Annotated in this window: 13 protein-coding genes; 3 read left to right on the forward strand and 10 right to left on the reverse strand. The window is 38.2% G+C overall.

Going from position 1 to position 26,230, the window contains the following annotated elements; all coding sequences use genetic code 11:
- Positions 1-289: 289 nt before the first annotated feature.
- From QM524_RS22190 to QM524_RS22205, 4 genes are all read right to left on the reverse strand, one after another.
- Positions 290-5,944 carry a cellulose binding domain-containing protein gene (locus QM524_RS22190; RefSeq protein ID WP_283346284.1) on the reverse strand — a complete coding sequence of 1,885 codons (5,655 nt, stop codon included), beginning with the start codon at positions 5,942-5,944 and terminating at the stop codon, positions 290-292.
- A 155-nt stretch (positions 5,945-6,099) separates the two neighbouring features.
- Positions 6,100-7,827 (reverse strand): RagB/SusD family nutrient uptake outer membrane protein, encoded by a 1,728-nt coding sequence (locus QM524_RS22195; protein ID WP_283346285.1) that lies wholly within the window; start codon positions 7,825-7,827, stop codon positions 6,100-6,102.
- Positions 7,828-7,863: 36 nt separating this feature from the next.
- A complete protein-coding gene (locus QM524_RS22200; protein ID WP_283346286.1) occupies positions 7,864-11,466 on the reverse strand; it encodes a SusC/RagA family TonB-linked outer membrane protein in 3,603 nt (1,200 codons plus the stop codon).
- A gap of 205 nt (positions 11,467-11,671) precedes the next feature.
- A complete protein-coding gene (locus tag QM524_RS22205; RefSeq protein WP_283346287.1) occupies positions 11,672-12,769 on the reverse strand; it encodes a FecR family protein in 1,098 nt (365 codons plus the stop codon).
- 288 nt (positions 12,770-13,057) lie between these two features.
- On the opposite strand from QM524_RS22205, the gene QM524_RS22210 reads away from it, so the two are divergent.
- Positions 13,058-13,687 carry an RNA polymerase sigma factor gene (locus QM524_RS22210; protein WP_283346288.1) on the forward strand — a complete coding sequence of 210 codons (630 nt, stop codon included), beginning with the start codon at positions 13,058-13,060 and terminating at the stop codon, positions 13,685-13,687.
- 228 nt (positions 13,688-13,915) lie between these two features.
- On the opposite strand, the gene QM524_RS22215 is transcribed toward QM524_RS22210, so the two are convergent.
- Positions 13,916-15,466 carry a glycoside hydrolase family 43 protein gene (locus QM524_RS22215; RefSeq protein WP_283346289.1) on the reverse strand — a complete coding sequence of 517 codons (1,551 nt, stop codon included), beginning with the start codon at positions 15,464-15,466 and terminating at the stop codon, positions 13,916-13,918.
- A gap of 264 nt (positions 15,467-15,730) precedes the next feature.
- On the opposite strand from QM524_RS22215, the gene QM524_RS22220 reads away from it, so the two are divergent.
- Positions 15,731-16,753, forward strand: coding sequence for a LacI family DNA-binding transcriptional regulator (locus tag QM524_RS22220; protein WP_283346290.1), 1,023 nt, complete (start codon positions 15,731-15,733; stop codon positions 16,751-16,753).
- A gap of 98 nt (positions 16,754-16,851) precedes the next feature.
- On the opposite strand, the gene QM524_RS22225 is transcribed toward QM524_RS22220, so the two are convergent.
- From QM524_RS22225 to QM524_RS22245, 5 genes are all read right to left on the reverse strand, one after another.
- Positions 16,852-18,777 carry a sialate O-acetylesterase gene (locus QM524_RS22225; protein ID WP_283346291.1) on the reverse strand — a complete coding sequence of 642 codons (1,926 nt, stop codon included), beginning with the start codon at positions 18,775-18,777 and terminating at the stop codon, positions 16,852-16,854.
- 44 nt (positions 18,778-18,821) lie between these two features.
- The gene (locus tag QM524_RS22230) at positions 18,822-19,841 is read right to left on the reverse strand and encodes a glycoside hydrolase family 43 protein (RefSeq protein WP_283346292.1); all 1,020 of its coding nucleotides are present in this window, start codon (positions 19,839-19,841) and stop codon (positions 18,822-18,824) included.
- Between the two features lie 326 nt (positions 19,842-20,167).
- Entirely contained in the window at positions 20,168-21,634 is a 1,467-nt protein-coding gene (locus QM524_RS22235) for an MFS transporter (protein WP_283346293.1), read from the reverse strand.
- Positions 21,635-21,890: 256 nt separating this feature from the next.
- Positions 21,891-24,377, reverse strand: coding sequence for a glycosyl hydrolase 115 family protein (locus tag QM524_RS22240; RefSeq protein ID WP_283346294.1), 2,487 nt, complete (start codon positions 24,375-24,377; stop codon positions 21,891-21,893).
- A 10-nt stretch (positions 24,378-24,387) separates the two neighbouring features.
- Positions 24,388-24,615: a hypothetical protein gene (locus QM524_RS22245; RefSeq protein ID WP_283346295.1), complete on the reverse strand. Its 228-nt coding sequence runs from the start codon at positions 24,613-24,615 to the stop codon at positions 24,388-24,390.
- 511 nt (positions 24,616-25,126) lie between these two features.
- Here QM524_RS22245 and QM524_RS22250 point away from each other — a divergent pair.
- Positions 25,127-26,161, forward strand: coding sequence for a LacI family DNA-binding transcriptional regulator (locus QM524_RS22250; RefSeq protein ID WP_283346296.1), 1,035 nt, complete (start codon positions 25,127-25,129; stop codon positions 26,159-26,161).
- Positions 26,162-26,230 lie beyond the last annotated feature (69 nt).

The following is a 26,230-nucleotide window of genomic DNA, read 5'->3' on the forward strand; positions in this document are numbered from 1 at the left end:
AAACCTAGTTTTTGAAAAAAACACACATCTGCATTCATTCTGTACCGCTATTCTAGCTTCAAATTGTTATTGAATTAATAATGTAACTTATACCCTAAGTACAATTTCTGTGGAGCTTACAATAGAAAGATGCCAATTTTTACATTTGATACCCTTTTTTAATAAAAAATATGTAAAAAAGTTTTTGGGGTAAAACATAAGCACGTAAGCATGCGTATGGGAGGATTAGCAAGAGAGGCAAAAAAATTAGAGAGCCTTAAAAAGACTCTCTAATTCGTAAAAACCTGATCTATTTTTGAAGGATTAGCTTCACAGATGGCAAATTTCCAACTTGGACATAATACACACCTGTTATCAAGGAGTCTGGTAAATTGAGATCTATTGTTCTCGCTTCAACAGCCTCTACTATCTTCTCTGTAATAAGCATCCCTGTGCTGTTATATACTCGAATTGGTACAGCATTTTCTATCTTTGCATCGTTTTTCAACATTACTTTAACGTTGCTCTGGGAAGAAGGATTTGGGTATACCAAGTACTGCAACAACTCTGAATTAAGAAAGACGTTTTCTTTTATGACATTACTGGACATATTATTTGGCTCTGAACCAAACAGCAAGTTCCCCTGATAATACACTGAAATATTGGCATTGAGCGTTAATGCATTTCCGTTAACATTCAGATAGGAATAGTCATCATTTTGGTTAAAATTACTCCAGTCTGCTTTTGCAATTCTAAAGTTAATATTCCCCGAGTTGGATAGCGGATAAAGTACTCCAGCACTAGGATTAAACCCAAGATCAAAATACGAATCTGCCCCTTGCTTGTTTGCAACACTTCCGAATGTTCCAGTTACTTGGGCATTTCCCAATTGTACAAAGTCAAAGAATGCGTTCAAATAAGCCGTTCCATCCTTAGTAAACCAATAGCGAACTTTGATATCCTTGAAGTTCAGCGGAGTATTTCCCTCATTATTCAAGGTTAAATAGGTACTTATGGTATTTGAGTTAGGCTGTGATTTTGAATTCGCATAAACTTTCACTGTTTGATTTATTGGGATTGAAGAAGGCTCTTGTCCCCAAATCAATTTACCATTTCGGTAAACCGTAATATTATTCACTAAGACCGAGGTATTGGTATTTGTCCACGAATAATCATTTTGTTCATTCAAATCTGACCAATCTGTATTGGCAAATCTGGATTGGATAACACCTGAGTTCGCATTTGCTACCAAATTACCTGCCACTGCTAAAAAGCTATATTCTACATATCCGAGGGCATTGTTTCGTGGTGTCGCCAAATTAGTGTAACTCATCTTCACATTCGAATTACCCAAGACAGCATAATCAATCCATGTATTGATACCTGAATAGTTTTCTGGAGTAAGCCAGTATTTCACGGTCAATTCGTTGTAGGGAATAGCATGATTACTTTCGTTAAACAATGTCAAAAATGGTTTTATTTGGTTGTTTGTCGTACTATTATCCCCATTTTGATATTTTATTTTAACTGAACTCAATACCGAAAAACTCCTAGAGATACTTGCCGCAGGATTGTAATTTTCATTTCCTTTTTGGGATGCTGTGATTTGGACGGTACCCACGCCAACAAGGCTAATTTGTCCATTCGAAATTTTAGCAATACTAGTATCTGAGCTACTCAGCGAAATACCTAGACCAGCACTTGAAGAAACCGCAGGAGTAAAGTCTGCTTCATCGATAAACTTATTGGTAATTTCCTCAAAAGTAATTGACTGCTCCAGCTTTTTGATTTCCACATTTGCTACTTCGCTGATAGGAGAAACACATCCATTAACTAGGCAAGTAGCCGTGATTGTGTAGTTTCCTACACCAGAAAGTGTTAGCGTATTTCCTGAGGTATTATTTGACCAGCGAACGGTACCAGAACAACCAGAAGCTGTTAGAGTTACAGGATTTGGCATAAAATAGACTCCTGCACCCGAAATACTTGGAGCTGTCAATGAAACTCCTACCTCCACTTGCAAGGTATCTGAATTTTCACCATCTGCTAAAGCATAAATGACTGTATGCATTCCAGAAGATAAACTTGCAGGATCGAATACACTTACGGGATTACCATCTACTGTAAAAGTCCCACCAGAAGGGGTTCCTGTTAGTGTTACAGCAGGAGAATTTTTACAGTAAAACGAACTAAGATTCGTAATATTCACTGGCATATAATATCTGTTGCTCAGAACAAAACTCGACAGTGGTGAAACATTATCATAAGAAACAGTAAGGCTGTTATTTTGACCTAATTGTGGCGTGCTATTGGCTACTTTTTCCCAAGTATTTGTTGAAGAGTTATAACGAATAAGCTTCATTCCTTGAGTGGCGCTTGCCCCTACATTCAAATCAGAAGTGTTGAATCCAAACTTTAAAGAGCTACTCACAGCATTGTTCGTTTTCAAACTCCATGTGCGATTAACGGCTTTTTCGGTAGTCTGAGTCGTTAATCCACTCGGTGAAAAACCTGTTTGAAGACTAGTCTCAACAATTGTTGAAGTAATAGGAGTAATCGTTATAGGGTTATAATTGGTATTAGACACACCAACCCAAAGTGGTGTCGCAACACCAGCACTCAAAGCCTGTTTGTAGAGGGCATTGGGCGCCATCGTAAACCATAACTGACCCGAACCGTTGGTCGTATGACCGTTGGTACTAATAGGCGCCGTTGTCAAATTTAAAGGAGTTGTCGAAGCGTCGATTACGCCCCCATCTGCGACATTTACAAAGATATTTTGTGTAGCCACATTTTTTGCCATTCTAACATCAGACCCCAATTTTAGCGTACCTTGATTTCCGATATTAATAGTAATGGTCTGAACCGCCCAAGGATTAGAAGTACTTGTATTTGAATAGACCACAAAGTGTGCTTGGCTCACATCCAATGTTCCCAAAATATTATAGGTCATATTCCCGAAGTTTGAGGTTCCACCTAATTTCAGTGCTGCCACTGTATTATCTTCTGTAGCATTAGTAGGAGAATGAAAAGAGCCATTTGGATTAGAAATCTTTACCGTTTTTCCTGCATTAATGGTCAATGTTTTATTGGAAGTACCTGCCAAAAGAGAAAAGGTATTTATTCCACTCGACTGCACACTGTTGTTGCCAAAATTCATATCTATATCAAAAATGATATTCTGGATATTGTTACCTGTTGGTTGAAAACGAGCAATATTCACGATACCAGTTCCTGTTACCGTTGGAGAACCGCTTCCGCCGAGGTAGAGTCTAATACCCTCTCCTACCATACTATTACCCGTAGAAGTACCTCCCAACGTTCCGTCCACTCGTACTACAGCATCTGTTCCATTAACAGTCAAGCTAAATACCGAACCACCAGGCGCAGTTGAAGATTTGTACACGCCTGAACTTTGAATAGAAAAATTCTTTGCCACTGTTAAATTACTTGAGGCTGTCCAATTTCCACCTACAAATACATCCCCATTGGCGGTTATGGCGCCTGTATGCGTCATGGTTCCGTCCATAATCAACGTGTTGGCTACAGTTAGGGCAATTGTTTCTGTTAGCGTTGCTTGCGCGTTTACCGTCAAACTCTTGCAAGAACCTGCCACTGAAGATAAAGTTACGGTATGTCCAGCCAGAATATGAACATTAGTATTGGCCGAAGGAGCAATAGTGGTTGAGCTTGCAATTCCTCCGTTTCCATCAGCGATATTCCAAGTGCCACCATTCCAATTCATATTGCCAGACGAAAGGTAATCCCCAGCAGCGATACCCGTCACTAATAAGGTACGACTTACGGTCGGTGCAGCAGCGTAATCATCATTTCCGACTTGAGAGGCTGTGATTAAACAAGAACCAACCCCTACAATTTGAACAAGTCCGTTCACGATCGTGGCAACTGAGGTATTTGAACTTGTGTAAGTTACAGGTAATCCAGAGCTTGCAATAGCTTCTGGATTGAAGTTTGCAGCACCAAATGACTTCGTCGTAATAGATGGAAAACTGATGGTTTGAGTAGGTAAAGCACCTAGGTATTCCACCACGATATTATCCAATTTGAAGGCGTTTGAAGTTCCTGAAATTTTGATTCGCATGCTTTGAACTCCTGCATGTAGACTTACCTGAGGTGCAATGGTAATCGTTTGCCAAGTAGAATTTCCATTTACAGGAATTTCAAATTCACCAGTCTTATCGCCGCCGTCAAACTCGATTTTGATTTTACCACCAGCAGCAAGTATCAAAGCATTGATATTGAGTTTAAAACGTCCAGCAGTTGGCACATTCACGGTATAGTTTAGCCATTCGTCAGCTTCTAAGGACGTAAGATGATAAGCACCATTTCCACGACTTTCGATATCAACAGCCTCGTTTGGACGATATTGACCGCCAATGTTAGTGCTACTTAAATCATAATAGGTCTTATTCTGGCCATCGGTCGGGATATAATCAAAGTTCTCTGCTTCGATAGTGGCAGGAAAACTTGGAATGGCAAAGACAGGTTTTCCATTGACAAAATAACAGGCATCACCAGGAGAAAGAGAGGTTCTATGAAAAGTCAGTCCGCCCCAACCAGGATAATCGACTTCAAATCCTTGACTTTCTACCCCTAACTCTTGTGTAGAAATGTCATAGGCACGTTGAGTCCATTTATATTTATCAGCACTAACACCTATTCTATCCCGATAATGCCCCAATACCATTTCGGTAATAGGCGCACGGTCAAATTTAAAGCCAGTAGCTCGAGTGGTGGCGGTTTTTCCTTCATTGAGTGGATTCATTCTTAAAGACTGCCATCTACCAGTTCTATCTCGGCGGCTAATAAACTCACCTGATTCTACGGTTGGTTCCCAAGGACTTGTCTGGTCGGGATAAGGATAGTTGAGAGACACATTGTAACGATAGCTATACTCCATGCCTTTAAGCAATCTATTATCAAGAAAACCATAGATGTCGTCTCCCTGATTCCAAGCCATTTCACAAATAGTCAAAATATTCCCGACTCCGTTTAAAGAGTGCGTTTGATCTCGGGAACTTTCTTGACATTGACCATTTTCCCAAACATAGTTTTGAATTAATTCATTATAACCATAGTCAGGAACAGAATTATCGAAACCATTTAAGGCATATACCTCCTGATATTCATTTGAAGCACTAGTCGGAGTAGTTCCATTGATTGGAGGCCCAGCAGGATAAGGAAGGTCATCTGCTCGGTGGGGTAAACCTTTAAGGTATCTAATAGAGCGTTCATACATTACACGATTATCCAGAAAAATACCCATAGCAGCAACACCTCTCATTCCAAATATTCCTTGGTTTCCGTGTCGACCAGCATCTCCATTGTACATAAACCAATAGAAAGTAACTTCTTCGCTGTTAATCTGGGACGTTGGTTCTATGGTAGAAGAATAACCCGGGAAAACCAACATTGACTTAAATCTTTCAAGATCTGTGCTGTTCCAACCGCTGTAGGTATGCTTAATTATTTCGGCACCCTCCAACAATTTCCATATTACACGACCAGCATCCAAGCTTCTGGTACCACCCGTTTTGATTCTTTGCAAATAGGACCAAGCATTAAAAATCTCCACAGCCTTTTTGGCATGACGTTCATCACCTGTTACATACCACATGAGGGCATTACAATAAGCTGCAAGTCCATCGTATTTGATGTCATCATAATTGAAACCAGATATGGTCGAAACCGTTGCCAAAGTTGTACTACCATTGCCTCGAACAGCATAGCTATAACTGGCATAGGGACTTTGAGAAAGAGATTTAAAGGAGGATTTCCAAGGCTCTACTCCAGCAGCAACCATGGCTTTCATTCTGTCTAAATCTGATTTTTTGTGAGATATACCGGGGTGAATAAAGGTTTGAGCCTGAGTATGGACATACGGCATCAATCCTACAATTATTAGAAAAAATAATCGTAGTTGCCACGTTAAATTAGTTTTCATGTCAACGTTTAGTAAATGTTAGAAAGTCAAATTGCGAGGTTTTAAGTAGAAGTGTAGGGCATTTCAAGAGGGCAAAATTACAGGGTGATTAGGTATTTTAGGAATAACGTATAGGGTCTTACTTTGTACCCTATACGTCATCAGATTATTCAGGATTACCAGCCAGCGTTTTGCTTCAAATTTGTATTTAGCTGAATTTGTTGGGAAGGAATTGGCAAGAGGTAATTTCTATCCTGCCATTTTCTACCAGACTCAATTCTGTAAAGACCACCTGAAATATTATTTTTAATCCCTGTCCAATACGTTTCATAAGCCGTACCCGTCCATTGAATCCCTTGGATATCCATGGGCAACTCTGTTTCAGCCGTTTTCCAACGAATCAAATCATCTCTTCTGAAACCTTCAAAATACAATTCTATATTTCTTTCACGACGAATTTCTGTGCGCAAATCCAAGCCATTTGCCGAAACGAATGCATTGCTTAACCTTGGCATCGTCTTGTTTACACGATTTCTTACCAGATTCAATGAACGATTTAAGTCGACATCGGAGATAGAACCATTTCTTTCATAAACCGCCTCCGCATAGTTTAAAAGTACCTCTGCATAACGAATAACAGGAAAATCATATCCTTCTTGGTTATCGTCCAAACGGCGTTCGGTCGCCCATTTCTGATTGGCATAGCCAGAGTTTGAATTTGATTTGTGTTTTCCTCTCGAAGCCGCTATATCAGCCGCATCTCCTTTCCATGTTACACGGGCACCAGGGTTTTCGTTATCCCAATAATAATTTCCATCAATCATCATGTTGTAACGCATACGATTATCTCGGTTTTGAAACTCAGATGTTGTGGTTGCAAAGCCTTTGAATAAAGGCGATTTATCAATGGGCAAACCATCCTGACAAAGATATTGCGTAGCAAACTTGCGTGTTACCCAATAAATATTGTTGAGTGTAGAATGGGTAATATTTAACCTAATTTGGCGACTAGCAAAATCATATCTGTTCGCCAAAATATATTCTTTATTGGCTGCCTTCGTAATATTGGCTGGATTTGACTGCTGGTTTTCCAAAATAAACATATATTTCTGTGCTGAATCACCCAAAGCAGTTGGCGCAAACAACTCATACAAAGCGCTTTTCATGACCTCATCATTGCTCGAGATAGATTTGTCAAGCAAAGTATTCGCGCGGGCTGTATTTCCTCTAAATTTTTGCCAAGTACCTTCATACAAGGTTACTCTACCCAAAAAAGCCTGTGCTGCACCTTTACTTACTCTACCTTTATCGGAGGCAGCAATAGCAGATTCTAATGGCAAATCTGTAATAGCGGATTCGATATCTTGAATAATAAAATTAACAATTTCTTCTCTAGAATTTTGAGGAGAGCTTAGTTCGCTCGAAGTGGTGGTTAATGTTTTAGTAATCAATGGTACCTCGCCGTACTGTTGCAATAAGTCAAAGTACGTATAAGCTCTAAAGAACTTTGCCTCAGCCACAAACTGCTTAATATCATTAGGTTGTGTATAAGTGCTTGCTTTTTCGATTAAGTAATTAGTTGCACGAATTCTTGAATAGGCACTATTCCAGTTACCATCTGACAGTGGAATAGTGTTGGTACCATTACTGAAAGCATTTCCACCCGAAACAAATACAAAGTCTGCTCTACGGTCAGAGTGTGGTGAATCGTTTAGGATATCCGAGAAGCTACGCAAGTAAGTATAAAATTCGTTGGCAGCTAATTTGAATTGATCGGAATTTTTCCAATAATCGGCATCCGAAATTTCATTGATAGGCTTTAGGTCAACCAAGTCATTACAACTCACAGTGGTAAACAAAAGTCCAACTAAAGCCGCTTTAATATATATCTTATTGATTTTCATAATCTTAATTCATTTATATTTTCCTAAATTCTCTTACTAGAAAGTTAAGTTTACCCCAAATGTGAAATAACGATAGAATGGAAAGCGCTGACTCGTTGTACTAACATTCAGGTTGTTAGAATCGCCTGCGTTAGATACCGTTCTTGGTGCTTCTGGATCCCAACCGTCTTTAATCTTAGAGAATTCATACAAATCATTTCCTGAAAAATATACTCTCAATCGTTCGATTTTAGCTTTTTGTGTGATAGACTTCGGAATAGTGTAACCTACCACCAGGTTTTTCAAACGTAAGTAAGAACCGTCCTCTGCTACCCAGTCAGATGGGAAGTAGTTGTAGTTGTTGATGGTACCCGTTGAAGAAATACGTGGTAAATTGGCGTTGGTTCTTTCTGGTGTCCACCACTGATCTAAGAAGGCTGCGTTTTGAGCTTGGAAAATTACCGCCGCAGGGATGCGCCAGTTACCATCGCGAATGATAGTGCGTTTGCCAACTCCTTGTAAAATAAAGCTAAAGTCAAATCCCTTGAATTGCAAACCACCATTTAATGAATAAGAATAACGAGGATTATCAGTGCCAAGATAAACAGCATCTTCTGGGAAAGTAATTTTTCCGTCGCCATTTACATCTTTAAACATATTGTCGCCAAGTGCCAAACGGCTGTTAGACTGTGCAGTAGCTACTCCCGAAGGCATGCCAATATTATTGCCAGTGATATACTTGCGATAATTGTCTAATTGTTCCTGAGTTTGGATTCGACCATCGTATACCAATCCAAAATATGAGTTGATTGGATATCCTTCTACTGCTGAGTTAAATCCACGGTTGGCACTACTGATGAGATTTTGTCCACCAAAATTGACTAATTTATTTTGGCTATCTGAAATATTAAAACCTAAATTATAAGAAAGTTCTCCTACTTTATCTCTCCAATTCATTGAGAAATCCCATCCCCAAACGCTTAAATCACCATTGTTTCCCGTTGGTGCACTTGCCCCCATTACTGCCGAATAGGTACGACTCAACAACATATTACCATTACGTTTCCAGAAATAATCAAATGACCCAGACAAACGTCTTTTCAAAAGTCCAAAATCTAGACCAATATTTTCGGTTTCTAGTTTTTCCCATGTGCGGTCGTACGCTACCAAAGTACCTGTTGGCGACACGCGAACCACTGGACTAGTACCCAAAATTGGATAACTGGCATCGGTTGAACTAGTAGAATACGCAAGATTCAAGAATTGGATATAGTCATAATTGCTAATGCCACTCTGATTACCCATCACCCCATACGAAGCTCTTAATTTTAATTCATCAAAAATATTCAAATCTTTGATAAAGTCTTCCTGACCAAGGCGCCAGCCTCCTGAAACACCATAAAACAATTTCCAACGATCTTGTGCTCTAAATTTTGATGAACCATCGTAGCGTGCATTGGCTTCTACAAAATATTTATCATTGAAGTTGTAATTAAAACGAGCAAAATAACCTGCTAATGCGGTGTGAGTTTGACTTTCAGTTACCGTTTTGGAAGTAGGGTCACCAACACTCAAAGAAAGTGAAGGAGGTACATTTGCTAATACATCAAATGTTTTTGCTAAATAAATATTACGCTGATACAATTCGTATTGTGCTCCCAATACAGCCTTAATCGTCTGATTTTGAGCAACCTCTTTCTCATACTCCAAGTATCCGTTTAAATTATAGTTATTCTCCAAACGCGATGAACGTTGATAGAAACTTCTTGTAGGTAAATTCGAAATCAAAACATTTCCCGAATAATCATACCATCCAATCGAATTACCCAACGTACGAATATCAGTATCTAGTTGATAAAATCCTGCATATCCAACAGCTTTCAGATTTGAATTAAAAGCGTAGGTCAAGTTCACATTGGAGTTCAAACGGTTGTTATATTCCTTGTTATCGCCCCCTTGAATCGCAATTTGATTGACAGAAGCATTACCCAAACCCGAACCCCAAACGTAAGGCTTGCCCGTCAAGCCCAAACCGCTCAATGGTTTGCCCGGCTGATTACCATTATTCAAAACATCGCCTAAATAGGTTGGTTGAACAATATTTTGAATTTCATAAGAAATATTCGTTTCTAATTTCAACTTCTTAGAAAATTGGTAATCATGCGTAAGACGTGCATTGTATCTGTCTGAGAAATTATTTCCTACTTGCAACAAACTTCCATCTTTCAAATAGCCTAGGGAAATTCTGTAACCCGATTTTTCAGTAGAACCTGATATACTCAGCTGATGTTCGGTAGAAGTTGCCGAGCCCCAAAGCATATCTTGTTCTGTACCTGGGAAAAAAGTAAAATCTTTTACATCTCCAAACAAGGAGGCACCATTGACACTCATAGCATCATACTCTGCTTTTGTCATCCACTGCTTACCTGCAGCCAATGCTTTTTCAGCTACAGCACCATAGTTATACCATATATCTGTCGCAGGGAACCCATCAGTCGCACGTGCTTCTTTTACAAATGGCGCCCAACCTTTGATATCCACTAATTTTGGAAGCAAACCTACTTTTTTAATAGAAGTCGAACCATTGTAGTCAATCACAACCTTACCAGACTTTCCACGCTTGGTGGTAATCAATACCACACCGCCAGCGGCACGTGAACCGTAAATCGCAGCAGAACCATCTTTTAGGAAAGATATGTTTTCGATATCATTAGGGTTAAAAGAATTTAGTGCCCCTACCGAAGGAACTGGCACGCCGTCTACGATTACCAATGGTTCGGTAGAGTTAACAGAGGCAGCACCTCGGATTTGGAAATTCCAGCCCTCACGACCCGATTGTGCTGAGTTACGCGTTACAGTCACGCCTGCCACCTGACCTTGCAATGCCGCCAAAGGGCTAGAAACTGGACCTCTATCTTTAAAAGTTTGAGCAGAAACCGTTGCTACTGAACCCGTCAAAGTTGCCTTTTTTGCTGTACCATAACCTACAACCACAACCTCATTAAGTGATTTGACATCCGACTCAAGAGTAACGTTTACTACTACACGTTTGGATACATTTACCTCTCTTTTGTTAAAGCCAACAGATGAGATAATGAGTGTACCTGTTTCAGCCACTACAATGCTAAACTCCCCCTTTTCATCTGTCGTAGTTCCTTTAGTAGTCCCTTTTATGATAATGCTGGCACCAGGAACAGCCTGACCATTTTCATCAGTCACTTTACCTTTTACCGTCTGGTCACCCAATAAAGTTAGGGTATTGATACGAGACTCTAAAGTAGAAATAGTTGCTAACATCATATTCTTTTTCAAGATTATTTTATTCCCAACCATCTCATAATCAACCCTTAAAGGTTTAAGCAAACGATCTAAAACAATATCTAAAGACTCGTTTTTAGCCGAAATTGTAGCAGTAGAATTAGCCGAGAAAATTTGAGGGTTATACAAAAAACGTACATCCGACAACTTTTCCAATTTATGTAAAATACTCTCAACTGACTGATTATTGCTTTGAACACTGAGTTTCTGATTAAGGATGTTTTGAGCCACACCTTCACGTGCCTCAGCCATCGTTGTACAGATAATCGCAATAAGCACCTGATAGAAACTTATCCGCATGACTTTTAGGATTGTTTTTTGAAATAGTACTTTGTTTTTCATACTTTTGTTTGATTTGTCGTTTCGAATCGGCAAACGCTCCCCCAGCACACTTTTTTAGTGTGTATCGTCATTGCCAAAGAAGATAGGGAGTTCCGAAGCGAGGGTGCGGGAACACCTTCGCTTCTTTTTTGTGGCTACTAGCCGAGTTTTTACATAATAATAAGGTTTACTTTATCTCAAAATAAAATTGTCCGCTTCCTAACGTTTAATAACAACCGTTAGAATATATTACAATTTGCGCATCCACTTGTTCATACTTTGCATCAAGGGTTTTACAAATGAGGTTGAGTTTTTCAAAAAGAGGTTCATCATCCAGCGAGGCCGTCAAATAACAATTTTTCATCACATCAGCATCGTATACGATATTCACACCGTACGCTTTTTCAAGAACTTTGAATACCTCCGATATTGGTACATTAGTAAATTCAAACACCTGATTTTGAATAGGAACTTTTAACAAATTTGGTGAATCAACCAAACTTCTAATCATTCTCTTATCGGTTTCGTCGAATACCACTTGTTGATTCGGCGTGAGTACCAATCCTTCTAATTTCTTGTGGTTGGTATGTTCATCCAAATTACTTTCTGTATTTTCAAAAACTGATACCTTACCTGTTTTTACAACCACTTTTACAGTTTTGTCATTTTCATTTGCTTGGATTAAAAAACTAGTACCCAACACTTTAGTCACCAATTTGTCAGCAAATACAAAAAATGGTCTCGATGGATTTTTTGCTACCTCAAAAAATGCCTCCCCGATAAGTATTACCTTTCTTTGTTCTTTTTCAAACTTTTCGGGGTACAGGATTTTACTATTTTTTTGTAAAACAATTGTACTTCCATCCTCCAAGTTTACGGTCATCTGATGATCGGTCGTATTCTCTTTGGTAATCCATTTTAAGGACGAACCTTGTGCCAAAGCAATACTTTTTTCGATTTGCAGAGAGGATTCACGACCTTTATTCAACCAAAAAACGCCAACGATCAACAGCACCGAAGCGGCAGCATAGAAAATTTTGTTCCAAGGCCAGCGAACTACCTTGTACTGAGCTTCTGATTCATCCAATTGAGCATTTAACTTTTCTAGCTCAAGCGATACTTCTGCATCACTTACATGATCAAAAGCTTTGTAAATCGACAATAAAATGCCTTTGCTTTCCAAAATATCGGCTCTCTTATCAGGATTCAGTAGCATCCATTGTTCCCAAAAGGCGGTTTCTTCCTCAGAGTTTTCTAAAACCCATGCTCGGAAAGAATCATCCGAAATAAAATCTGTTGGCTTATATTGTCTATAATCTTGCATAGGATTTATTGCACTTTTTCTATTCTTCAAACAAAAGATGTAATAATACTCTTGTCATACTCTTTTTTTGAAAACTTTTTTTTAAATAAAAATAAATTGCTTTCAAGTAAATCAATCCAGTATGTCCGAAGGATCTAAACTTGTTATTAAACGATTAACCTCGTGAGATCATTAGTAAAAATAAAACCGTCTTTTACCTCTATTTGAAAAAATGGAAAAAGTTTTTTCATAAAAATATATCATTATTTATTTTTTTTGTTACATTTGCTTAATCAATTAAGCAAACTTATGGTAAAGTCAGCCTCTCTATCAAAAAATAATGAGTTGTATGTCTCTTTATGGGAACAATCTCAGCTAGGTGACCGTGCGGCATTCAGCAAATTATGCGAAGCACATTATCGTCTATTGTTCAACTATGCCGTGAACTTCACAAGTGATAAAGAAGCCATTAAAGATGGTATTCAAGATTTATTCCTACAATTATGGGAAAAAAGAAATACCATTGGCACCATCAATGTGATAAGCATTTATTTGATAAGAGCTTTACGCAACAATCTACTCTACCAAATGCGTAAAAATAAATGGCAGGAATTCAGCACCGATGTTGACTCAGAGGAGGCTAATATTGCTGACGAAACCAATATTGAAGACCAGTGGATTTCGACGGAAATATATTCGCAAAATGAGCAACGTGTAAGAAAAGCCTTAGAATTACTGCCCAAGCGCCAAAGAGAAGTACTTTTTTTGAAATTTTATCAAGGTCTAAGCCACGATGAAATAGCTGATTTGATGAATATTAATAAACAATCCGTTTCAAATCACCTTCAAAAATCGATGAATACCTTGAGAACTTTATTCCCAAATCATTGGGAAATTTGGGTTGCTACCTACTTTATTCACTTGAAAATGAACTTATAATCCTTTCAAAAATAAGTATGCTCCAAGAAATTCTTGGAGCATAGCTTGATTATCATTATCTATCCAAAATAATTAATACACTGTCTTATTTAAGAGTGTTGAATTATGAGTTGTGAATTTTGAGTATAAATAAATAACTATCAATATTTTATACTAAAATCAGATTTCCCAATTCAAAATCTCTATTCCTCAATTGTAGGCCTCAAAACTCTTATTTCACTTATATTTTTAAAGGTCTTTACTGATTCTGAAATAGTCAAAATCAGCGTAACCTCCTATCTCTTTCGTAGCATAATTGAATAAGCCAAATCGATAGCCCATAAAATGTGGTAAAGTGTACTTCATTTTAAGAGGCTCGCCTATCTTAGTCCAATTCTTTCCATCGAGACTGTAAAAGAATGCTGCGGTATCTTTCAATTCAGTAAAATCGCAACTCGCTTTCAGGTAAACTTGATTTTGCTCTAATGGAACCTCTTCTATCAGCGCGGGTTTTCCAGTATTAGCACTCACCATGGTTATAACTTTCTTCCCATTTTTTACCTGCACTCCTACTTGTCCAAATAGTTTTTGTAAAAGACTTAATCCTGCAAAATCACCTTCTTTCATCTTTGAAACGTCGAGTAAAACGCTACCCGAACAAGTTGGGCCAAAGGTTCTTTGAGTTAATGTATTTCTTGCCAACAAATACGAAGTATCTATGCGAGCAGTTTTGAGACGAAGAAAACCTTTTCGCTCAGTCAAACTCCATAGTTTATGGTCAGGATTGTGGTTCCATTGCCAGACTAAAGGAAAAGATGCCTCACCTTTCTTACGAGTAAATTCATCTGAATTTACCAAGTGTGGAATCAATCCAGTACTTATAGGCAAATCGAGAGTAGCAGGAACTTTGCCATTTTCACCTAATACTGGCCAGCCATTTTCCCATGTTACAGGCACCAAATAAGGGATTCGACCAACTGCACCATAATCCCTAAACAAATAAGAAAACCATTTTCCATCGGGTGTGTCAATCAAGCCTCCTTGCGCAACGCCTTTGTCTTGAAACGCCACTTTACCTTCCCATGGGCCAGTTAACTTATCTGCCCTGTGCACTACTACGGTTCTCATACCACCTTTTGGCCAAGCAATATTAAATAAATAGTATTTCCCATTTACTTTAAACAATTGCGATCCCTCAGATGGTAAACCAATTGGACCTGCAGGTGCACTAGCATTTTCTATCAAAACATGGGGTACAGCGCCTTCCTTTACTCCAGAAGCATCACTTTTAAGTTCGATGATATTTAGTTTTCCTCCTCCGTAAATTAAATAAACTTTATCATCATCAAAAAATAAGGTATGATCATGATAAGAAGGAGCAAAAGTGTGGACTTTCCAAGGACCTTTTTCTATGTTCTTTGTAGTAAAAACGTAGGTTTTATTGGTCGTTTGAGCAAAGGTTGTAAGATAATAGGTACCCTTATGAAATCGCAAACTACTCGCCCATGAACCTCTTCCATAGGTACTTTTGCCATTCCGAAGATTTAGTTCATCAATTGACCCCAAGGTATCGATAGGATAACTCACCAATTGCCAATTCACCAAATCTTTTGATTTCATCATTGGTACGTTTGGTACCATGTGCATGGTGGTGCTACTCATATAGTAGGTATCGCCTACTCGAATCATAGACATGTCGGGCACATCTGCGAAGATGACGGGATTTTGAGCTTTTTGGGCTTGTACTCCATTCCCAAAACTTACAAATAGGAATAAAGAGGTAATTATTTTTTTCAACATAATTCGTCTTTACAATGTGTCAAATTGACACTTTTAGAGGTAAAATAAAAGGCAAGTCAATTATGACCTGCTTTATGCATAATAATAGGACAAATTTAGCCATCGATTTAAGATAAACCAAACATTTTGAAATATTATTATTCATATATTTAATTATCTTATTGTTTGATTCTAAAAAAGAGTTAGGTAGATATTAATAAAACGTAACTTTACTTCATTATAAAGTAATGTAACAGTCCTAAACCCTGTTATTTTCAAAAAAGAATGAGTCAAAGAAGAATAACCATTTATGATTTGGCAAGAGCCATGGGTATTTCGGCATCTTATGTGTCGAGAGCACTAAACGAACATCCTTCCATTAATCCCGATGTCGTAGCTGCGGTAAAGAAAAAAGCCAAAGAATTGAATTTTAAGCTTAATTCGCATGCGGCCAATTTGCGTCAAGGTTCTTCCAAAACGCTTGGGGTTATTGTGCCTCATATCAATCAGAGTTTCTTTTCGGAAATCATTGCAGGAATCGAAGAAATATGTTTTGAACATAATCACAGCCTCATTATATGTCAAACTCATGAGTCATACCAAAGAGAATGTCTGGCGGTTGATACCCTAGTGAGACAAAATGTAGACTGTATTATTCTTTCAGTCGCTGCCGAAACCACAACGACTGAGCATTTGGAAAACATAGCTCAGCATAATATTCCTCTAATTCAAATCGACCGTTATCTCGACCAATTAAATAGTTGTAAAGTACTGAACGACAACAAAAAAGCGGCTTTCGATGTCATGCAAAGTCTTTTTGGACAAGGTTATGAACGAATCGCTTTTTTGGGTGGCCCCACTCATTTAACGACCTTCAAACAACGTAGAGATGGTTTTTTACAGGCTTGGGAAGATTCTGCCTTTTCAAGTAAAACACCCTTATTATTTGACGACGTCTTTGATTTGAATGTTGTTACCGAAGTGATAGACCAACTTTTACAGGATAAAAATAGACCAGATGCCATTTTTACGGTATCGGACCACCAATCAGTTGCCGTACTTCAGAAGGCAGAATCATTAGGTATTCGAGTACCACAAGATTTGGGTATTTTTGGTTTTGCCAATGAAACCTTCACCGCTATTATGAATCCCTCTCTATCTTCCGTTGACCAAAAAAGCAAGGAATTAGGCATCAGAGCCGCCCGAGTTTATTTCGACGATATTCGCAAAAATAACGGCGTTCCTAAAATAGACGAAGTGATTTTGGAGACAGAATTAATGACTAGGCAGAGTTCGATGAGGAGGTAAAGCACCAGAGACGCAAATATTGCGTCTCTACAGATAACTTACAAATTTGAACCTAATCACTCATGTACTCAATCACGAATCACTCAATTTGAATCGCCCTAATTATCCGTCCTAAACGGCGAGGCTGGTAGTCCTTCAGCGTTGATTAAATTTGGATTTACGGGGTTATCGGCCCACGCATATCTGACAAATTTCGGATTCGAAATACCATCAGCCCAAACAATTACTTTATTTCCTTCAATTTTTGATTTTGCCCATACAAATTTCTTATCTGTTCCTGCAATCGCTAAATCTCCAATAGGTTCTCCGTCTTTGGTTTTGAGTCCATTTCCTATATTCTCGAAAGTCAAGATTATTTGATTATCCTTGATTTCGGAAGAAAGCAAACTTGGACCTGAATGAACAACATTTTCATGATATGCCAATTTTAAGGCCGTCAAGGCAAGTCGTTCTCCCACATCTTTCTTGTTGTCTGGGTGAATATCATTCCATTCGCCGAGGTCGATGGCAACTGTCATCGCAGTATTCGGTACTGACAATGCTTTGGCTTGTGACTCTCGCAGAACAGCCCAACTGCTTTCAGAAGGAAGATAGTCATAATCCATATATCCAGGCAATTGTATATACAAGAATGGCAATGTTGTATTATTCCATTTTTGTCGCCAATCCTTAATCAAAGCGGGTAATAATTGTGCATATTCTGTAGGTTTTCCAGCGTTGCTCTCGCCCTGATACCAACAAATTCCTTTGATAGCGTATGGAATAGCGTGTGCCACCATAGCATTATAGAGTGCAGTTGGCTGATTTTGAGCACTTATGGGAAAGACAGCATTGGGGTTAAATTGTCTTTGAAATACTGCTCCAACTTTATATTGCCATGTTCCTTTCAAATCAACGGTATCTTTTTCTGAAAAAATACAGTATGGTTTATCTGGTACAAAACCACCTTTCCCGCCGTTGTTGGTCACTCGAACGACAAAGATATTTTTGCCTGCTTTTAATATCTCAGGAGCAACGGCATATCTGCGTTGGGGATACATATATCCTGTTGAACCCACTTTTTTTCCATTGATATATAACTCATCAGCATCGACAATTCTTCCTAAAAAGACTTTGGCATTTTTACCAATCATCGAGGTAGGAATCTCAATTTCTTTTCTATACCAAACAATACCATCTAAGTTGCGAATACCTTGGTCTTCCCAATACCCTGGCACATTGATATTTTTCCAATTCTTGGGAATATAATTCGTTTCATACCATTTACCAGTCATTCCTTCGTCACTTGGTTGTGGCAAAGAGCGACTGTATTCCTGACTTTTGCGATTGACTTCATTGATGCGGGCAGTATCCTTGTTTTTGTTTACAAGTTCTTTCATATTGGATATTTCGGGCAAACCTTCTTCGCTAATCCAAGCTTCAATCGGAGTTCCGCCGACGCTAGCGTTGATAATACCGATTGGAATCTGGTATTTTTGATGAAGCTGTTTCGCAAAAAAATAGGCTACTGCTGAAAATGGTCTTACCTCCTCACCCACGGCCTTTTTCCACTGTCCCGCAGGAATATCTTCTTGAGCTGAAACGAGATTGGTTAAGGTAGGTACCCAAAATTGTCTGATTTGAGGGAAATTAGCCTCCGCAATTTCTCGAGCATACGTAACATCATGGATATTGAGCTGGTGTACCATGTTACTTTGACCGCTACAAAACCATACATCGCCAATCAAAATATCGTTGATGGTAATTTTATTTTTTGGATCGCTCACCTCCATCTGATATGGCCCACCCGCTTCAAAAGCTGGTAAAGTCAATTGCCAACGACCAGATTTTGAAGCAATTGTTTTATAGGTTTTATTTTGAAACTTTACCTGAATTTTTGAACCTTCATTGTCCCAACCCCAAATTTTGAGAGCAGTTTGTCTTTGCAGAATCATGCCATCACTCACCAATTTGGGCAAACGCAATTGTGCATGAAGAGTAAAAGCAAAAACACAAAATGTGATCAGTAAAAAATACTTTTTCATAGTAAATAAAACGATAGAGACGCCGAATAGACGTCTCTGGTAAGTTAAATATGATACGGTTCTATCAATTGAATCAATCCATTTTCATCATAAAGAATCTCCGTCATTTTGATACTTCGCAAGTGCGTTACTCCTTTTGACAAGGTAGAATCATGATAGAATAAATACCATTTACCTTCGTATTCGCAAATAGAATGGTGTGTTGTCCAACCAATTACAGGGTTCATGATTCGTCCTGCGTAGGTAAACGGTCCATAGGGGTTATCACCAATGCCATAACACAAGAAATGTGTGTCTCCTGTCGAGTAAGAGAAATAGTATTTTCCTTGATATTTGTGTACCCAACTGGCTTCAAAAAATCTGCGATCGTTGTCACCTGCTAACAGCTTTTCACCGTTTTCGTCCAAAATAAAAATCTCTTGAACTTCTTCTGCAAACTCCAGCATATCGTCGGTCAATTTGGCCACTCTTGGTCCTAAGGCAATTTCATTTGCCGTAGGTTCAAGGTTTTCTGCGTTAAATGTATTGTTGCGGTAAGACTGTAATTGTCCACCCCAAATGCCCCCAAAATACATATATGCCGAACCATCTTCATCTACAAAAACAGCAGGGTCTATCGAGTAACTATTTTTGATAGGTTCGGGTTGTGCCACAAACGGGCCAACAGGCGAGTCGCTTACGGCAACACCAATCTGGAAAATTTCATCCTGATTTTTGGCAGGGAAATACAAATAATACTTTCCGTCTTTCTCCGCTGCATCGGGTGCCCACATTTGTTTTTTTGCCCAAGCAACATCGTTTACGTGCAAAGCCACACCATTGTCTACGGCTTCCGCATCGGGATTTTCTAGCGAAATGACATGGTAATCTTCCATGGCAAAATGACTTCCTAAATCGTCAAAAGGAATACCTGCCTCAATGTCATGTGAAGGATAAATATAAATTTTGCCGTTGAACACATGCGCTGATGGGTCAGCAGTATAAATATGTTTTACTAATGGTTGTGAGATTGCTTTTGAATCTATCGTATCAAAATCGATATGATCTATTGGTTTTTCTGGCATGGCAATAGTTTTTTAATAGAATAGTGTTTGCTTTGATTTACTAGTTCAAGACTTAGTCTTGGACTCATTTTCTTAGCAGTTTGAAACTGTTTTTTATAAAATTCAGTCAAAAAGTCTAAACAACCGAATCACATTTTCTAGTTTTGTCAAGTAATTAAAGCTTACTTACTGATTACTGGACAAAACAAAAAAGAAGCTTTCACATGTTATCATCTCGTCAATCAATTTTAAAAAACAGTTTTAAACTGTTGAAACAGTAAGTCCAAGACTAAGTCTTGAACTAGTAATAGTAAATTCAGTATTGCCCAGTAGTTAGGCACTTTTATCTATTTTCTTCTCTCTTTTAAATCTGCTTCAATGGTTAATTCCATGTTTTTATCAATCATATATCCCAATAGCAAGGTTGCTCCCACAATAAATAATCCCCCAGGAATCACACTTACAAGCAATTTTATTCCATTGATAGCACTTTCTGTTTGTTGTAAAGCATCAGCATCATACCCGAATATACTTAGCATCCAAGTCGAGATAGCTCCTCCGACACTTAAGCCGACCTTCAACCCAAAAATCATGGCCGAAAAAATAATGGCTGTAGCACGACGGTTGTTTTTCCATTCACTATAATCGGCTACATCCGCAATCATTGCCCACAACAAGGGAATAGTTACGCCATACAATAAGCCATGTAAAGTTTGAATCACAAAAACCGCAGTTACTGATTCGTTTGAGATTACGTAAATTGACAATAAACAGAGTGCCGAAAGGCATAAAAATGAGGCAAAAATATTACGTTTACCAAATTTATCAGCTAATGGTTTTGAGAAGAAAATACCCACAATCATCGCAATCGTACTTGAGGCATTGATAATGCTTGAAGTAGCATAAGGCGCGCTATTTGATTGACTAAATTCAGAGAAAGCTTCTGCGCCAAAAATTTCACTCAATTGTTTAATCCACGAAGGAAAGCCTACATTTTCTAAAAATGCAACCTGACTACTTTCCGTTAAATAATATCTAAAGAAATAGATATTCATTCCACCTTTCAATGCCAAAGTTATGAATACCAATACCGTAAGTATCAACATAATAATCCAAGGACGGTTGTTAAGTAAATCTTTTAAGTCTTCGGCAATTGGTGTTTTTTGGGTTACAGCAGGTACGATTCTTTCTCTTGTGGTAAAAAATGTTACTAAAAAACAAAGCACTCCTGTAATAGCGAAAATCAACATTACTTTTTCAAAGCCTACCGCTTTGTCACCATGTCCAACCGCAATAGCAGCGGGAAGCAAAATTACTTGAATGATAAATTGTGCTAACATTACCGCCACAAAACGATACGAAGAAAGGCTATTTCGCTCCTTCATATCTCCAGTCATTACCCCACTCAATGCAGAATAGGGTAAATTATTAGCAGAATAAATTACCACCAAAAAAATATAGGTAATTAACGCATACAAAAACTTCCCTGAATCGCCTAGATCGGGAGTCGAGAATGCTAACAATGCCATTACCCCAAAAGGAATAGCAGTCCACAACACCCATGGGCGAAATTTTCCCCAACGAGTAACAGTACGGTCAGCAATAGCGCCCATCGCCAAATTGAAGATTGCGCCAACGATACCTCCCGTTAGCATCACCAAACTTGCTTTGGAAGCAGGTATTTTATAAATATCTGTATAAAAAAAGGCCAAAAATGCCATTAAGGTTTGAAAAATCAAATTGGCGGCTAAGTCTCCAAGACTGTATCCAATTTTTTCAAGAACAGATAGTTTTTCCGATGGTTGTTGGTTCATAGTTAAATATGTTTGTTTTTCAGGGAATTAAATTGAGGCACAGAGGCACAGAGGCACAGAGGCACAGAGGCACAGAGGCACAGAGTGAAATTTATTTCTTGTTGAGTTGGTTCATTTTAATCATCTAATTTTCAATAGATTGAAATTATGTTATATCTAGTTCGAGACTTTGTCTCGGACTGGAGTTTGCTTCAGTTTTTAAATTGTTTTAAAACCTAGCCCAAGACTAAGTCTTGAACTAGAAAAGTATTGACAATCAATTTCCTAAATAAGTCTTTGGTGTGTTTCCAAAATCTAGGGTGATTTTTTGTAAAACTACACCTGAGCTAATCATCCAATACTTGATGGTATGTTTTCCTGCTTTTGTAATCGTGTGCTTGGTCGTTTTGATATTGATATTTTCGGCAGCCCACTGATTCCAAATTCCTTTATCACTGGTTTTATCCTCTTTATTTAGGCTTACAAATTGTGGTGTTTCATCGTCTATCGAAATCGCATATTGCAGCCCTTCTGGCGTTGCATGGAAATTTAATGTTGGTGAGAAATAAGCCTTTATAGTTGCCTCTCCTGCTTCTGTAGTTTCTATCTCATATTCTACATGTGGAGAAGTTGCACTCACATTTTGCGATTTGGCTGTTACTGGAAAGGTTGTAATGGCCGAACCTGTACGCCCATGATCAGGCAAAATTTTCCATGTAATCTCTTTCGAATTAATCAATTTTGTAAAACGATCTGCCTCTATTGCAATTCCTATATTTGCCTTCACATTATTCTCTAAAGGTTTTTCTGGCAAAGCCTCAGTAGGATTGAGGTATTTAACTTCTGGCATTTTTTGTTTTTCAGGCTGCTGCCAATACGTATAGCCAATATGGGTTTGACTCATCAAATGATTCCATTTACTCTGATTCAATTGATGATATTCGTTGGTAATCAATGAATCTTTGGCAAATAATTCTTTTACCTTGTCAGCATATTGATTTGCCTTAATGGATTTTTCTGAAAAAGCTTTTTTATTTAATGCCACCTGAAAATACATTTCATAAAGGTTTGCACAAGCTTTAATCGGGTGCAAAACCAATTGAAAATAGGCATCTTGATACGACTGAGGGAGTTTACTTTTCACCACTTCCGCACGAGCCAATAAATGTTGGTATTCTTTTTTGACTTCTGCCCATTCGCCAGTTTCCAAAGAATAAGTTTTATCATCCAATAATTCTGGCTTGCGACGAGCATTGTACTTGGTATATAACCTCAAAAGTTCTGCAATTTCTTGGGCATTTTCCTGACCAAACTGTTGAGTAGCCCAGTTTTTGGCATATTTAGACAAATCATTTTCCTGTATTTTTTCAGGATTCCACGCGTAGTCTAAAAAGAAAGAAATAGGATATTCCATTGGTTTGAGGTCACCTACATTCACAATCCAGATATTTTTGGCTTGATGTTCCCAAGCCAAGTGCATTTGTTCCCAAATTCGCGGGATAGAATTGGTATTCAGCCATTTGTAATTACGAGGTCCGCCCACATAATCAAAGTGATAATAGATGCCATAGCCGCCCTTTCGAGGTGCATCAGTCAGTTTTGGTAGTTTTCGCAAATTCCCCCAGTTATCATCACAAAATAGCAATGTCACATCGTCAGGAACTCGCATACCTTTGTCATAATACTCCTGAACTTCTTTATAAATCGCCCAAAGCTGCGGGGTTTCCTCCGCTGGTTTACCAGTAGCATCGGCAATGATACTGCGCTGGTCTGCCACGATTTTTTCCAACAAAGCCGTAGCCGTTTCTCTCGACATCGGTTCGTCGCCATCCCCACGCATACCTATGCTTACAATTTTCTCGTTCCATGCACGTTTCATCCCATCCTTCCAAAATGTTCTTAATTTCTCTGCATTCGCTTCATAATTCCACGGTCCCGAACCAAATCTACGCCATTCGTCGTGCGCACGCATCAATGGCTCGTGGTGTGAAGTTCCAATTACAATCCCATACTTATCAGCCGTTTTGATATTTAGAGAGTCATCAGCATAAAAAGCATTTCCCCACATAGCAGTCCAGATATAATTGGCTTTCAAACGTAGTAGAAGTTCAAATACTTTTTCATAAAAATGATGATTAAATCCCCCAAACTTTTCTTTCGCCCATCCCGAAAGTGCAGGTGCTTCGTCATTCAAGAAGATGCCTCTGTATTTTACCTTTGGGGCATCTGTCTGAATAAATTGTGCTTTAAAATACAGTTCCTTTTTCCTCACAACAGGCACATCCGCCCACCAATTCCAAGGAGAAATACCCATTTGTTTCGATAATTCAAAAACGGCATACGCCACGCCACGGCGGTCGTTTCCTGCCAATATTAGCGCGTTCGCTATTCCCTTTTGTGGGTCTTGTATAGTCTGAACCAAACTTCCCTCCCATTGTTGGGCAGTAGAATTAGGCTTAAGTAACTTTTGGGCAATAATTGTTTTTAGAAAAGTAGAATTTTCAAAAGTACCAATAACGATAGCGTTAGTCTTGCTGGCTTTAAATTCCGAAACGATTTCAAGTTTTTTTCCTGTAACAGCCTCAATATCTTTTTGTAACAAAGAAGCCGAGGTTTTTACTAATTCTGTCTCTGAGTCATCTACATAGATAACCGACTTTGTAAGCGGAAAACCTGATTTTGGCACAAACATATTTTGCGCAAAACTTTGCTTGGTAAAAACACACAAACTTATGCCCAAAAGCCATTTAACAATATTTGACATAATAATTGATTTAAAATTCAATGACTTTTAGCATTACAGATTCCGTCGACTTGCGGTCGGTCACCTCCGGACGAGCATCATAGCAAATGCCATCATCGGACGTTTCGAATCTTTGAAAACGCCAATCTTTATTGTTATCATATCGCTCAGTGGTTCGAGCAAATGATAGAATAGAAGGCGGCAAACTCAATAGTATGGAGCAAGAGATAGCTCGCAACCAGCATCTTTTCAAAGTCATAAATCTAAGTTTAGAAAACAATTTTTGATAGATTTTGTGAACGCTATTGATAAAAGTCTAAATTTCAACATGGTACAAAACCAACGATTGCAAAATTAAATAAAAACCATAAAAATACAACCGATTGCATAAATTTTTAAATTTTAACAATAGCTTGATTTTTCAGTAAAAAAGTATGAAAATTGAGAATTATTAAAAGAATACTACTATTTATTCCTACAAAAACCAAATTGCAAGTGATTTTAATTTGTACTATTCTAATACAACAATATAGATATATTCGGTAAAACTCCGCAAGAATCAAATAACTAATGCAATCGGATACATTTTTATATACAACTTTAAGCACACCATTTCAATAAACACACAATCACCTAAACAACAAATACTTAAGTCAAAATATTAGTTTTAAAAATTAAATACCTTTTCTCAAAATCGGGTAGAATGACCTATCCTGAGTCTTCCTTAAACAAAAGATTTTTTTTAGTATTTTTACGCAAACGTTTGCGATATGAAGAACACAAAGAAAGAAACAACCATATACGATATTGCCCAAAAATTGAACATTTCGTCGGCGACGGTGAGTCGTGGATTACAAGATCATCCTGCTATTAAAAAGGAGACCAGAAAGAAGATTTTGGAGACAGCCATCGAATTGGGATACCGCAGAAATATTATTGCTAGTAATCTTCGCAGACAAAAAACCAATACGATTGGAGTAATCGTACACGAATTGAATAGCAACTTCATTACCTCAGTTCTGGCAGGGATTGAAAAAATTACAACTGAAGCAGGCTATGATTTGATTATTGCACACTCGTATGAGAGCTATGAAAAAGAAGTTGCCAACGCCACGAATCTTTTTCACAAACGAGTAGACGGATTAATTGCCTCCTTGGCATTAAACACTACCAACCTCAACCATTACAAACAATATCACGACAAGCATATTCCTGTTATCTTTTTTGACCGTGTCGAAGAGCGTTCGGACAGTGCCAAAGTGATTATCGATAATTATAAATGTGGTTATCAAGCAACCAAACACCTGATAGCACAAGGTTGTAAGAATATTGTCTTAGTCACCGCCAGTTTATCCCGCAACGTCTACCAACAACGTTATAAAGGCTACCGAGATGCACTAGAAGAAGAAGGTTTGACCTTCAACGACAGCAATGTTTTAATTAAAGATTTGAGCGAACAGTGTGGCGTAGAGGCTGCTGAGTATATTTTACAAATGAATCCACGCCCCGATGGAGCATTTATTACGAATGATTTTTCAGCAGCGGTTTGTATGAAAACGCTAAAAGAAAATGGCATAAACATTCCTGAAGACATTGCGATAGTTGGCTTTAATAATGATGCTATTGGCAAAATCATTGAACCACAACTTACCACGATAGATTACCCCGGAATAGATATGGGCGAAATTGCAGCCAAAAGTTTGATTGAGCAATTGGCTGGAGATACAAAAGTTAACCCTATCAGTACCTTAGTCGTTCGTTCAGAATTAATTGTGAGAGGTTCATCTTTGAAAGAAAAGGAATAATTAACAAATCAATTCTTGACTAACGATATTTCTTGTACCGCCATAGTCACTAGATAGCACCCAGAGATT

It is taken from the genome of Flectobacillus roseus (assembly GCF_030056595.1).
GTDB classification, from domain to species: Bacteria; Bacteroidota; Bacteroidia; order Cytophagales; family Spirosomataceae; genus Flectobacillus; species Flectobacillus roseus.

Coding starts and splice junctions, on each gene's coding strand:
- QM524_RS22190 (WP_283346284.1), bottom strand. CDS start 5,944: ATGAAAACTAATTTAACGTGGCAACTACGATTATTTTTTCTAATAATT.
- QM524_RS22195 (WP_283346285.1), bottom strand. CDS start 7,827: ATGAAAATCAATAAGATATATATTAAAGCGGCTTTAGTTGGACTTTTG.
- QM524_RS22200 (WP_283346286.1), bottom strand. CDS start 11,466: ATGAAAAACAAAGTACTATTTCAAAAAACAATCCTAAAAGTCATGCGG.
- QM524_RS22205 (WP_283346287.1), bottom strand. CDS start 12,769: ATGCAAGATTATAGACAATATAAGCCAACAGATTTTATTTCGGATGAT.
- QM524_RS22210 (WP_283346288.1), top strand. CDS start 13,058: ATGGTAAAGTCAGCCTCTCTATCAAAAAATAATGAGTTGTATGTCTCT.
- QM524_RS22215 (WP_283346289.1), bottom strand. CDS start 15,466: ATGTTGAAAAAAATAATTACCTCTTTATTCCTATTTGTAAGTTTTGGG.
- QM524_RS22220 (WP_283346290.1), top strand. CDS start 15,731: ATGAGTCAAAGAAGAATAACCATTTATGATTTGGCAAGAGCCATGGGT.
- QM524_RS22225 (WP_283346291.1), bottom strand. CDS start 18,777: ATGAAAAAGTATTTTTTACTGATCACATTTTGTGTTTTTGCTTTTACT.
- QM524_RS22230 (WP_283346292.1), bottom strand. CDS start 19,841: ATGCCAGAAAAACCAATAGATCATATCGATTTTGATACGATAGATTCA.
- QM524_RS22235 (WP_283346293.1), bottom strand. CDS start 21,634: ATGAACCAACAACCATCGGAAAAACTATCTGTTCTTGAAAAAATTGGA.
- QM524_RS22240 (WP_283346294.1), bottom strand. CDS start 24,377: ATGTCAAATATTGTTAAATGGCTTTTGGGCATAAGTTTGTGTGTTTTT.
- QM524_RS22245 (WP_283346295.1), bottom strand. CDS start 24,615: ATGACTTTGAAAAGATGCTGGTTGCGAGCTATCTCTTGCTCCATACTA.
- QM524_RS22250 (WP_283346296.1), top strand. CDS start 25,127: ATGAAGAACACAAAGAAAGAAACAACCATATACGATATTGCCCAAAAA.